Consider the following 12,036-nt stretch of genomic DNA (forward strand, 5'->3'; position numbering starts at 1 on the left):
CAGGATAGCTTATCGGTAGCTAACCGTCCCTCCATCCACATGACCAAGCGTTGCACTTATTATCTGAATTCGCGAACGACAGAAATCAAAATATACTGCTCCACAGCGACGAAATGGGCATCGCCAGCAGCAGCGCCGGTAACATATTGGCCACCGGGAACACTTTAATCCCGCAGATACGAAAACCGGTGGCAAACATCAGCACACCGCCGACGGCAGAAAAGTCTGCCTGCATTTCTGGCGTGGTCATCGGCAGAATAAAGATCGCGCCGTAGGCCAGCAGCAACTGAATAATCAGCTGTGGTATGGCGACAATCCCCACGGCAAAACCCAGCGTGGTGGCAAAGATAGCGGCGGTAAACAGATCGAGGAACGATTTGGCAATCAGAATGCTGCTGTCGCCGGTCATGCCTTCATGCATCGAACCAAAAATACCGGTGCCGCTGGCGCAAAACAGCACAATAATCGCCACATAGCTCTGTAAAAACTGCTCCTGCGACTCCGCGCTGCCGGGCTCGGATCGCACAAACATCTCCACCAGACCACGTGCTTTTGCGCCCAGTTTGCCGATGCCTTTTTCCAGATACACCAGTTCACCCAGTAATGCGCCAAGGATCACTGACAGCACCATCACCGGCATATGAACCACTTTATTCACCAGAATAATGCCCATACACATCGAGGCCGCGCCGAAAATCAGCGGCATCGAGTTACGAATACGCTCTGGCAGTTTGCTGCTCAGCAGCGCGCCCGCAATGCCGCCAATTAATACCGCAGAGCCGTTAATATAGGGTCCAATAATCACGACGCGACACTCCCATCCAATAAACTCACTGTCTCACCCCAGCGCGGCAGTTCCGCGCAGTCGATACCAAATAAACCCAGTGCGCGCGCCACGCTGTGGTTAATAATTTCCTCAACGCTTTGTGGCCGGGCATACAGCGCCGGTACTGGCGGAAACACAATTGCGCCGCAGTCCGTGACCAGCTGCATATTGCGCAGGTGACCAGCATGCAGTGGCGTTTCACGCACCATCAGCACCAGTCGTCTGCGCTCTTTCAACACCACATCCGCCGCACGGGATAACAGGTTATCGGTTACCCCGTTGGCGATGGCTGCCAGGGAGTGCATCGAGCAGGGGGCGACCAGCATGCCCATGGTCTGAAAAGAACCACTGGAAATAGCCGCGCCGACGGCACGAATAGGATGCACCACATCCGCCAGCGCCATCACTTCTTCGGCGCTCAGACGGGTTTCATGCTCCCGATTCAGGTGTGCGGCGGGAGAGATCACCAGATGGCTCTCAACCCCGCTCTGACGCAGAAAACGCAGCGCCTGCACGCCATACGAGAAACCGGAAGCGCCGCTGATACCGACGATCAGACGCTGTTTTTTCTGCGGATTGATTAACCCTGACATACCTGCTCCTGCTTACTGATTAAAACCCGGGATAAACCGATTCACATCCACTTCCAGGAACTGGCTGCGCTGGAAATTCGCTTTCATATGGTAGGGCACGGTGCAGTCAAAAATGGTTTTGCAGGCAATACCATGAGCGCGAATGGACGGGCTGAACGCCGGGTCGGAGGACGGATCAAGCGGGTGGCAGCGCAGACCCGGGATAAAGGTGGTGCTGACATCGCCCTGATAACGGGTGGTCATTGCCCACATCACGTCATTGATATCGAAAATATCGACGTCTTCATCGACCAGCATTACGTGCTTCAGCTCTGAGAACGCAGAAAACGCCAGCAGCGCTGCCTGTCCCTGGCGGCCTTCATCGACCAGTGAACGTTTTTTCACCTGCAGAACGGCGAGGTATTTACCGGTGCCTGGTGACGGGCAGTGCACATTCAGCACAAAGCCAGGCAGTGCGCGTTCCACCATCTGCAGAATGCTGGCCTCGGTAGGAATACCGGCCATATTGGTGTGTTCATCGCTGGGGCCGATACAGGTTTGCAGAATCGGATGGCGACGGTGTGTGATAGCTTTCACTTTAATCACCGGCACCTGCGCCTGTGCGCTGCCGGTGTAGCCCGGGAATTCCGGCATCGCTTTGCCGCTGTCGGTATTCTGGTCTTCACGCACGCGGTAGTTGGGCAGAATTTCCCCTTCAATCACCACTTCGGCGTTGGCAATACCACGTGCATTAACGGTCAGGCAGTCCACCAGTTCAACCGACTGATTGCGCAGGCTGCCGGCGATAGACAGCTCATCAAAGCCCAGCGGTGTGGTCGGTGGTTCAAAGCAGGCACCGATTTCAATTGCCGGGTCCACGCCGATGCTGATGGAGATCGGCAGCGGTTTGCCTGCCGCTTCGGCTTTCTGGCGGAAGGTATCAAGATGACGACCCGGTACAAAGTACATGGAGATTTCATCTTTACTCTGCACGCACAGGCGGTGAATGGTGACGTCGTGTTCGCCGGTTTCCGGGTCGGCGGCGTAAGCCATACCGAGGGTAAAGTAAGGACCGGCATCTTCCGGCGTATTAGTAGGTGCTGGCAGCAGACGCAGAATATCGAAATCAGGATCGGTTGCCAGATGCACCACTTCCTGGCAGACCGCTTTTTCGCGCGGTACGACGATCGGTGCAATGGGATTATTCACCGAATCTTTCAGCATAAATGCCAGTTTTTCTGGTGTGGTATCAAACAGGCGCGCCACGCGCTGACGGGAAGAGAGCAGCCCGATCAGCACGCGCATATCATCATAGCCTTTGACTTTATTGAAAATCATCGCTGGTCCGATGCGAGTCGGGCGCTGCACGGTGCCGTGCGCGCCGACATAGCGATAGACGCCGGACAGTTCAGCAATCGGGTCGACCGGTTCATCAGTGTAGATTAATTCGTTTTCGTAGTGGCTGAGCACTTCGATGGCGGAACGCAGATCGGTCACTTTGGGCAGATCGGCGGGTTTTTGGCTTTCAGACATACAACTTAACCTCTCGCTGTGGTTGAGTCCGCAGTCTTATTTTTTCGGTGATAACTGTCCAATAATAAATGGCGGCGTTTTAATAAGGGATTTTTATCAGGTTCTGTCACATAATCGACCTGTTAATGGCTGAATATCGCGAGGCTAAGGTTATGGATCACCGGCATTTACACTCCTTTCAGGTGCTGGCGGAAGAGCTGCATTTTGGCCGTGCCGCCAGCCGGCTGAATATCGCCCAGCCTGCGCTGAGCCAGCATATTAAGGCGCTGGAACAGGAGCTGGGACTGATGCTGTTTGCGCGTAACCGGCGCAGCGTTGCGCTGACGCATGAAGGGGCGCAGTTGCTGGTCGATGCGCAACTGGCGGTCAGCCATTATGAGAAGATTCGCGAGAAGGCGCGCAGCCTGCGGCGTGGCTTTAAAGGGCAACTGAAGATGGGCTATGTCGGGTCATCGATTATCGATCCGGTACTGGCAATGTTAATCAGCGGTTACCGGAAAGCGTATCCCGATGTCGATATCACCATTGAAGAACACAATGTTGACCAGCAATTAACACTGTTGCTGAATGACCAGCTCGATATTGCGCTGATTCGCACCCCGGTGCCGCAACTGGAACAGCTTGATTATCTGCAGGTGGCAACGCGTCCGCTGATTGCGGTGCTGCCGGGGCGCAGTCCGCTGCTGAATAAACAACGTATTTCGCTGTCCGAACTGGCTGATGAACCTTTTCTGATTCAGCAGGACCCGCCAGGTGTGGGCCTCGGCTGGTCCGCACTCGCCGCCTGCCGGAGTGCGGGCTTCACGCCGCAAAAGGTGCTGTTTACCCGTGATGTGTCGGTGGCAATTGGCCTGGTGGCAATTGGTATGGGGGTGACGCTGGCACCGGAAACCCAGCTTTCGGTGATGGTGCCGGAGGTGGGGTATGTGCATCTTGATGACCCGCAAGCTACCACCACCCTGGCGCTAAGCTGGCAGAAGCATCTGCATAATCGCGCGGTGGCGGATTTTATTGAGTATGCGCGGGAGTTGTTGTGTTGATAAGGCGGCGCTGTTGGTTATCAGTTCCGAACCCTTTTTTTTCTGATTTTTTAATTTATTGATTTTAAATGCTATTTTATCGGGTTGCAAAAAAAGGGTTTTTAGCGCTAATTCGAGGGATTTTGCGAAAAATTAACCAGTTAGTGTTATTGTCTAACAGTTCACTGCCGTACAGGCAGCTTAGAAATTTGGCGCGAAATTATAAGGGAATGTATGAGCGTGCACTGCCGTACAGGCAGAAGTATTTCTCAGGTTGGATGTTCGTTTAAACCAAATCAGGATAACGATACCTTTCAAAGCTCTCTGTACTAACACCTCGTTACACATCCTCACTCAATCCTTTCACGACGGCCAGAACACAAATAATTATCATTTATATTCGCATCGTGCGCGCTTCTTCTTGCTGTAATGGCGGCCGGGTCATTGCGGCAACGCTAACACCCTGTCCGGACAATAAAAAAGAAGCGGCGGCTTCCAATAACAATATTTCAGATGAGTCGTCCTTATGTCTTTAAATGGCAAAGAAAATAACCGTGATATCCGCGCGTCGGGGATGAAGATATCCCTGCTGGCACTGACCGTTCATGCTCTGCTCGTGCCTGCACTGGCGCACGCCGCGGAAAGCAGCAGCACCGCGTCGGCAACCGCCCAGCAGGAGCTGGTGGTGACAGCCACAGAAAATGACGCTGCCAGCGATGCCGCTAACGAACAGCAGGACTTCGCGGTGAAAACCACGCGCGCGGGCACCAAAATGCTGATGGCTCCGCGTGATGTGCCGCAGTCAGTGAGCGTTATCACCCAGCAGCGCATGAAGGATCAGGATTTGCAGTCGGTCGGTGAGGTGCTGGAAAATACCACTGGCGTATCAGCGAATATCTATGACAGCGAACGCTCTGCCTACTACGCGCGCGGTTTTTACATCAATAACTACACCTACGACGATATTCCCTCTTCTGTCAGTGATACCTGGAACTTTGGCGATGCCAGCGAAGATGCCGCTATCTATGATCGTATCGAAGTGGTACGCGGTGCGACCGGGCTGATGACCGGCGCGGGGAATCCTGGTGCGTCGGTGAATATGGTGCGCAAGCATGCCGACAGCAAAACGTTTACTGGCAATCTTTATGCCAGCTATGGCAGCTGGAATAAGCAGCGCTATGTGGCCGATCTCTCTGCGCCACTGAATGACGATGGCAGTGTGCGTGGTCGGGTGGTAGCGGGTTATCAGGATCAGGACAGCTGGTTAGACCGCTACCATAAAAGCAAAAAATTCCTGTATGGCGTGGTGGATGCAGACCTGACGGATAACACCACACTGTCGCTGGGCTACGATTATCAGGAAAGCAGTACCGGCAACCCGACATGGGGCGGATTCCGTACCTGGTACAGTAATGGTGTGCGTACTCATTATGATCGCAGCACTAACACCGCCGCAGACTGGACTTACTACAACATCAATTCGCGCAAAGTGTTCGCCAACCTGACGCATGATTTCGCCAATGGCTGGAATGTGCGCCTGAATGCCACCCATGGTGAGCAGACCTTTAACGATAAGTTGCTTTATCTGCAGGATAACCCGGATATCGTCACCGGTGAGGGCGTCACCGGCTGGGGCAGTAAAGACCGCGGCACTCGCAAGATGGAGTCGGTGGATACCTATGCCAGCGGGCCGTTCGACCTGCTTGGACGCCAGCATGAACTGATGATCGGCGCCAGTTACAGCCGTCAGCATAACGCAACCTTCAGTGCTGATGGCGCGATGGATGCCAGTCAGATGGGCAGCTTTAATAACTGGAATGGCGATGTGGCTGAACCGGAGTGGGGCGACTGGTATACCAACGGTGATGATGTGGTGCGGCAGAAATCGGCTTACAGTGCGGCCCGTTTCTCTCTGGCCGATCCGTTATCGTTGATCGTCGGCGCGCGCTATACCCAGTGGAGTACCGTCGGCACCAGCGGCGATATGGCGAAAAATAATACGTCGCCATATGGCGGGCTGGTGTATGACATCAACGACACCTTGTCCGCTTACGCCAGCTATACCGCCATCTTCCAGCCGCAAACCTATCGCGATGCTCAGGGACGTTATTTGTCGCCAGCGCAGGGCAAAAACTATGAAACCGGGCTGAAATCGGACTGGCTGAATGGCCGTCTGACCGCGACACTGGCCGTGTTCCGCATTGAGCAGGATAATGTCGCGCAGGAAGATGGCAGTAATACCGTCAACGGCTCCAGCGAGCAGGCGTACTATGCGGCGCAGGGCACCGTCAGTAAAGGTGCGGAGCTGGAGCTGAACGGCGCGGTAACCGATAACCTGCAGGTGACGTTTGGCGTCGCACGTTATGTGGCGCGTGACAATACCGGCGGACGTCTGAACAGCAATATGCCGCAAACCACGCTGAAGTTGTTTACCCGTTATCAGCTGCCAATGTTGCCTGAGCTGACAATCGGCGGTGGTGCAAACTGGCAAAACCGGACTTTCCAGGATGCGACCAATGCCAATGGCGATACCGAGCGCGTTTACCAGAGCAGTTACCCGCTGGTGGATCTGTTTGCCCGTTATCAGGTGACGAAACAGCTGGCAGTCCAGGCGAATGTCAGCAATCTGTTTGATCGCACCTACTACAGCTGGCTTGCTGACGATGCGGTGTATGGTGAACCGCGTAATGTCTCTGTCAGTGTCTCTTACGCCTTCTGACAGGTATCACAGAACGGATCCCCTCCCCCATGAAATGGGGGAGGGTTAGGGTGGGAGAGCAAGTGACTCAGGTGTAGCGTCGTTTTCTCCGCCATCCCAGCCTTCCCCCATTTTATGGGGGAAGGGGTAGTCAGAACCCGTCAATTGTTTTCCTCTCCACAGACATCCGTCACACCGTCTCCAGCGCCAGCCGCAAATCCTCAATCAGATCGTCTTTATCCTCAATGCCAATCGACAGACGAATGGTGGCGGCGCGAATGCCTATCTGCTCGCGCACCTCTGCTGCCACGCCGGAATGTGTGGTGCTGGCGGGATGGCTGGCCAGCGACTCGGTGCCGCCGAGGCTGACCGCCAGCTTAAACAGCTGCAATGCATTGAGGAAACGAAACGCCGCGTCCTGACCACCATGCACATCAAACGAGAAGGTTGAACCGGCGCCGCTGGACTGGCGCTGGAAGGTCTCCCCGGCAGGGGATTGCGGGTCAAGGAATGAGAGATAGTGAATGTGTTCCACTTTCGCATGCTCACGCAGATATTCCGCCACCGCCAGGGCATTGCTGTTGGCGCGCTCCATACGCAGTGACAGGGTTTCCAGCGAACGGCCAATCATCCAGCAGGAGTGCGGGTCCAGCTGAGTGCCTATCGCGCTGCGCAGTGCCTTAATCTGGCTGATTAACGCCTTGCTGCCCAGTGCTGCACCCGCGATCAGATCTGAATGACCACCAACTTATTTGGTCAGCGAATAGAGCGACAGATCCGCGCCATGTTCAATCGGGCGCTGGAAAACGGGGCCTAACAGTGTGTTGTCACAGGCGATCACCGGCCGATGCCCCTGGCGGCGGGCGATATCGTCCGCCACGCGGCTGATCATCTGCAAATCGACCAGGCTGTTGGTCGGGTTGGCGGGAGATTCCACCAGAATCACCGCGATGCGCCCCTGTTTCATTGCTGCTTCGGCGGCGGCCTGCACTGATGCCTCGCTGATACCATCATGAAAACCGACCGTTGCCACGGACAGATTGCGGAACGTTTTCAGCAGCAGGGTTTCGGTGCCGCCATACAGCGGCTGCGAGTGCAGAATGGCATCACCCGGTTTGACCAGCGCCAGCAGGGTGGTGGCAATCGCCGCCATGCCGGAAGAGAACAGCGCGGCGCTCTCGCTGCGTTCATAAATCGCCAGCCGGTCTTCAACAATTTCACTGTTAGGATGATTAAAACGCGAGTAAACCAGCCCGGATGCGCTGCCTGCCGGTGGTTCGCGGCGGCCGGAAACATAGTCAAAGAAATCCCGCCCCTCTTCGGCGCTGTTAAACACAAAGGTTGAGGTGAGAAACACCGGCGGTTTCACCGCACCTTCTGACAGCGCCGGATCGTAGCCGTAATTCAGCATCTGGGTTTCGGGTTGCAGCTGACGGCTGCCGAGGTGGGTGGTTTTGGAATGTCGCGAAGCCATGGGATCTCCTGCCACTGAGGCGTGTCACACGCGGATATCCTGATCATAAGCTAACTTCGCGACTTTGCCCGTCGCAGGGCTTAACCGCATCACAAATGGCGCAATACGCTGCGGGATCAATTCCTTTTCCGCCGCTTTTCTCTGCTCTTTTGATCCAGCGCAAGATGCGCGTGCTGCGCTTCTGTCAATTTATTGTTAACGCAGTAGTACAACGCAGTATCCAGGTAACAGAGGGCAGAAGAATGACAGGTAAAATGAGTATTGGACTGGTGTTGCTGGTATGGCTGGGCTATGTGGCCTGGATGGTCAACTATTACGCAGGTACTTTCTCGCTGTTCAGCCACTGATTTATACCCGTCATACTTCAAGCTGCAGGTGCGTTGGCTGCGCCCGCTCACCCCAGTCACATAGCTATCTATGCTCCCGGGGATTCGCGGGCTTGCCGCGTGACTTGACCCTTTGGGTCTCGCCCCTGCGGGGCCAGCGCAAGCGCTGTTCAAAAACGCCATTGGCGTTTTTGTCCTGCAACTTGAATTATTTAGGGTAATATCCGTCGTTTTTGTCTTATCGTCTCCAGTGTGACTGGGGCGCAGAAGTTGAGATTTGCGCCCCTTTCGCGAACCCGCCGTAATGTCTGATATACTTCGCACCTGAATGATTTGTGGTTCTCAATCCAGGCCGCCCCGAGGGCGTGAATTATATGAAAAATACCGTAGAAGTGATGATCTCCGAAGCTGAGATCAAATCCCGCATTGCCGAACTGGGCAAACAGATTTCTGAACACTACCGTGACAGCGGCAGCGATATGGTGCTGGTTGGCCTGCTGCGTGGCTCCTTTATGTTTATGGCCGATTTGTGCCGCGTCGTGGATGTGCCGCACGAAGTCGACTTTATGACAGCGTCCAGCTACGGCAGCGGTATGGCCTCCACGCGTGACGTGAAAATCCTCAAAGATCTTGATGAAGATATCCGCGGGAAAGATGTGCTGATCGTCGAAGATATTATTGATTCCGGCAATACGCTGAGCAAAGTGCGTGAAATTCTGCGTCTGCGTGAACCGAAGTCACTGGCGATCTGTACGCTGCTGGATAAGCCGTCGCGCCGCGAAGTGGACGTGAACGTTGAGTACGTCGGTTTCTCCATTCCGGACAAGTTTGTTGTCGGCTATGGCATTGATTATGCTCAGCGTTATCGTCATCTGCCGTATATCGGCAATGTGGTGATGCTGGAAGAGTAAGGCGACAGCTGACAGCACAATCAACCAAGGCCGGAGGCTCCGGCCTGGTATATCATGCCGCGCGAATCAGCGATGGCTGTCCGGTCGGTTCAGCAGATTGGACATCACGTGGCGGTAACGCTGTTCAAGAATTTCCCGGCTGGTGGCGGAGACTTCAAGGTCGCGCAGGCAGCCGTCGTGGATGCCATACACCCAGCCGTGGATCGTCACTTTCTGCCCGCGTTTCCAGGCTGATTGCATAATGGTGGAGTGGCCGAGGTTGTAGACCTGCTCAACCACGTTGATTTCACACAGTTTATCAAAACGCTTTTCTGGCGGCAGTTCGCCGAGCAATGAACTATGTTTGTACCACAGGTCGCGAATATGCAGCAGCCAGTTGTTGATCAGTCCCAGTTCCGGGTTTTCAACCGCCGCCTGCACGCCGCCGCAACCATAGTGGCCGCAGATAATGATGTGTTCGACTTCCAGCACTTCAACCGCGTACTGCACCACAGACAGGCAGTTTAAATCGGTGTGAATCACCAGGTTTGCCACATTGCGGTGGACAAACAGTTCGCCTGGCTCCAGACCGGTTAACCGTTCGGCTGGTACGCGGCTGTCAGAGCAGCCAATCCACAGAAAGCGCGGCTTTTGCGCATCAGCAAGGCGTGCGAAAAAACCGGGGTCTTCTTCCACTAACAGTTTCGACCATTCGCGGTTATTGCTGATAAGGGTGTCAATGTCTTTCATTAATTTTATTGGCCTGTAACACGGCAAAGTGCGTGGCAGCTACTATAGGCCAACGCCATCGGATTTAAAACGGCAAACAAGAAAACCATACAAACAGGGTGTTCTTTTCATGACTTATGCACTGGAACTTGAAAAACTGGCCAAGACTTACCCCGGCGGCGTGCAGGCGCTGAAGGGAATCGATCTGCGAGTCGAGGCCGGTGATTTCTATGCGTTACTCGGCCCGAACGGGGCGGGAAAATCCACCACCATCGGCATTATCAGCTCGCTGGTAAATAAAACCTCCGGTAAAGTGCGCGTGTTTGGTTACGATCTGCAGCAGGATGTGGTCAACGCTAAACGCCAGCTTGGACTGGTGCCGCAGGAGTTCAACTTCAACCCGTTTGAAACCGTGATGCAGATTGTGGTCAATCAGGCGGGTTATTACGGCGTTGAAAAGCGTGATGCGCTGAGCCGTGCGGAAAAGTACCTGAAACAGCTCGATCTGTGGGAAAAACGCAATGAACGGGCGCGTATGCTGTCGGGCGGGATGAAGCGTCGCCTGATGATTGCCCGCGCGCTGATGCATGAACCGAAGCTGTTGATCCTCGATGAACCGACGGCGGGTGCCGATATTGAGCTGCGTCGCTCGATGTGGGTGTTCCTGAAAGAGCTGAATGCCAAAGGCACCACCATTATCCTCACCACGCACTATCTGGAAGAAGCCGAGATGCTGTGCCGCAATATTGGCATTATTCAGAGCGGCGAACTGGTGGAAAACACCTCAATGAAAGCGCTGCTGGCGAAAGTCACTTCTGAAACCTTTATCTTCGATCTGGCGCCAAAAAGCCCGCTGCCGCAGCTGGAAGGTTTCCAGTACCGGCTGGTGGATACCTCGACGCTGGAGGTGGAAGTGATGCGTGAACAGGGACTGAATGCGGTATTCAGTCAGCTGAGCACACAGGGGGTTCAGGTTCTGAGTATGCGTAATAAAGCCAATCGGCTGGAAGAGCTGTTTGTCGGCCTGACGCAGAAAAAAGGGAGCAAGGCATGACACATTTATACTGGGTAGCGCTGAAAAGCATCTGGGGCAAAGAGGTTAACCGTTTTGCGCGTATCTGGGTGCAAACCCTGGTACCACCGGTGATCACCATGACGCTCTACTTTATTATTTTCGGCAACCTGATTGGTTCACGTATTGGTGAGATGCATGGCTTCAGCTATATGCAGTTTATCGTGCCGGGACTGATTATGATGGCGGTGATCACCAATGCTTACGCTAACGTTGCGTCATCATTCTTTAGCGCCAAGTTTCAGCGCAATATCGAAGAGCTGCTGGTGGCACCGGTGCCGACCCATGTGATTATCGCCGGTTATGTTGGCGGTGGTGTGGCGCGTGGTATCTGTGTTGGCGTGCTGGTCACGGCGATCTCGCTGTTCTTTGTACCATTCCACGTGCATTCGTGGCTGATGGTGGCGGTGACGCTGCTGCTGACGGCGATTCTGTTCTCGCTGGCGGGGCTGCTGAATGCGGTGTTTGCCCGTACCTTTGATGATATCAGCCTGATCCCGACCTTTGTGCTGACGCCACTGACTTATCTGGGCGGCGTGTTCTATTCGCTGACCCTGCTGCCACCGTTCTGGCAGGCGGTGTCGAAGCTGAATCCGATCGTCTATATGATCAGCGGCTTCCGCTACGGTTTCCTGGGCGTGAATGATGTACCGCTGGTGTTTACTCTGTCGGTGCTGGTCGCGTTTATTGTGGTGTTTTATGCACTGACCTGGTCGTTTATTCAGCGTGGGCGTGGGTTGCGGACCTGATTTAGTAAAATCTCCCTTCCTGTATTCAGGGAGGGAGAAAGCAGTTGCTCGCTGTTTATAGCAGAAAACTGCTCCGCGAATTCAGATAATAAGTGCAACGCTTGGTCATGTGGATGGAGGGACGGTTAGCTACCGATAAGCTATCCTG

Annotated in this window: 9 protein-coding genes and 1 pseudogene; 5 read left to right on the forward strand and 5 right to left on the reverse strand. The window is 54.4% G+C overall.

Annotated elements, in window-relative coordinates:
• Positions 1-85: 85 nt before the first annotated feature.
• From ACSZO1_RS19715 to ACSZO1_RS19725, 3 genes are read right to left on the reverse strand one after another with little or no spacing between them, the layout of a single operon-like run.
• Positions 86-805, reverse strand: coding sequence for a DUF554 domain-containing protein (locus ACSZO1_RS19715; protein WP_437615680.1), 720 nt, complete (start codon positions 803-805; stop codon positions 86-88).
• A complete protein-coding gene (locus ACSZO1_RS19720; RefSeq protein WP_437615682.1) occupies positions 802-1,419 on the reverse strand; it encodes a UbiX family flavin prenyltransferase in 618 nt (205 codons plus the stop codon). The genes ACSZO1_RS19715 and ACSZO1_RS19720 overlap by 4 nt, the downstream gene beginning before the upstream one ends.
• Before the next feature lie 12 nt (positions 1,420-1,431).
• On the reverse strand, positions 1,432-2,931 hold the full coding sequence (locus ACSZO1_RS19725; protein WP_437615684.1) for a UbiD family decarboxylase: 1,500 nt from the start codon (positions 2,929-2,931) through the stop codon (positions 1,432-1,434).
• 152 nt (positions 2,932-3,083) lie between these two features.
• Here ACSZO1_RS19725 and ACSZO1_RS19730 point away from each other — a divergent pair, with 152 nt between their 5' ends.
• Together ACSZO1_RS19730 and fhuE are read left to right on the forward strand one after the other, a co-directional pair.
• Positions 3,084-3,971 carry a LysR substrate-binding domain-containing protein gene (locus ACSZO1_RS19730; protein WP_437615686.1) on the forward strand — a complete coding sequence of 296 codons (888 nt, stop codon included), beginning with the start codon at positions 3,084-3,086 and terminating at the stop codon, positions 3,969-3,971.
• A gap of 505 nt (positions 3,972-4,476) precedes the next feature.
• A complete protein-coding gene (gene fhuE / locus ACSZO1_RS19735; RefSeq protein WP_437615688.1) occupies positions 4,477-6,669 on the forward strand; it encodes a ferric-rhodotorulic acid/ferric-coprogen receptor FhuE in 2,193 nt (730 codons plus the stop codon).
• 169 nt (positions 6,670-6,838) lie between these two features.
• Here the strand turns inward: fhuE and ACSZO1_RS19740 are convergent.
• Positions 6,839-8,122, reverse strand: a pseudogene (locus tag ACSZO1_RS19740) (cystathionine gamma-synthase family protein).
• A gap of 700 nt (positions 8,123-8,822) precedes the next feature.
• Between ACSZO1_RS19740 and hpt the strand changes: the two are divergent.
• Positions 8,823-9,359, forward strand: coding sequence for a hypoxanthine phosphoribosyltransferase (hpt, locus tag ACSZO1_RS19745; protein WP_437615690.1), 537 nt, complete (start codon positions 8,823-8,825; stop codon positions 9,357-9,359).
• A gap of 66 nt (positions 9,360-9,425) precedes the next feature.
• Here the strand turns inward: hpt and can are convergent, their stop codons facing one another.
• Complete coding sequence (gene can, locus ACSZO1_RS19750; RefSeq protein ID WP_437615692.1) at positions 9,426-10,088, reverse strand: carbonate dehydratase; 663 nt, start codon at positions 10,086-10,088, stop codon at positions 9,426-9,428.
• 109 nt (positions 10,089-10,197) lie between these two features.
• On the opposite strand from can, the gene ACSZO1_RS19755 reads away from it, so the two are divergent.
• Positions 10,198-11,121 (forward strand): ABC transporter ATP-binding protein, encoded by a 924-nt coding sequence (locus tag ACSZO1_RS19755; protein WP_437615694.1) that lies wholly within the window; start codon positions 10,198-10,200, stop codon positions 11,119-11,121.
• A complete protein-coding gene (locus tag ACSZO1_RS19760) occupies positions 11,118-11,888 on the forward strand; it encodes an ABC transporter permease (RefSeq protein WP_437615696.1) in 771 nt (256 codons plus the stop codon). Before ACSZO1_RS19755 ends, ACSZO1_RS19760 begins: the two co-directional genes overlap by 4 nt.
• Positions 11,889-12,036: the final 148 nt, after the last annotated feature.

It is taken from the genome of Erwinia sp. V71 (assembly GCF_965644245.1).
Classification (GTDB): Bacteria; Pseudomonadota; Gammaproteobacteria; order Enterobacterales; family Enterobacteriaceae; genus Erwinia.

What these genes read in the sequence shown, in the direction of transcription:
- ACSZO1_RS19755 (WP_437615694.1), top strand. Translation starts at nt 10,198, where the DNA reads ATGACTTATGCACTGGAACTTGAAAAACTGGCCAAGACTTACCCCGGC.
- ACSZO1_RS19730 (WP_437615686.1), top strand. Translation starts at nt 3,084, where the DNA reads ATGGATCACCGGCATTTACACTCCTTTCAGGTGCTGGCGGAAGAGCTG.
- ACSZO1_RS19720 (WP_437615682.1), bottom strand. Translation starts at nt 1,419, where the DNA reads ATGTCAGGGTTAATCAATCCGCAGAAAAAACAGCGTCTGATCGTCGGT.
- ACSZO1_RS19760 (WP_437615696.1), top strand. Translation starts at nt 11,118, where the DNA reads ATGACACATTTATACTGGGTAGCGCTGAAAAGCATCTGGGGCAAAGAG.
- can (WP_437615692.1), bottom strand. Translation starts at nt 10,088, where the DNA reads ATGAAAGACATTGACACCCTTATCAGCAATAACCGCGAATGGTCGAAA.
- hpt (WP_437615690.1), top strand. Translation starts at nt 8,823, where the DNA reads ATGAAAAATACCGTAGAAGTGATGATCTCCGAAGCTGAGATCAAATCC.
- fhuE (WP_437615688.1), top strand. Translation starts at nt 4,477, where the DNA reads ATGTCTTTAAATGGCAAAGAAAATAACCGTGATATCCGCGCGTCGGGG.
- ACSZO1_RS19725 (WP_437615684.1), bottom strand. Translation starts at nt 2,931, where the DNA reads ATGTCTGAAAGCCAAAAACCCGCCGATCTGCCCAAAGTGACCGATCTG.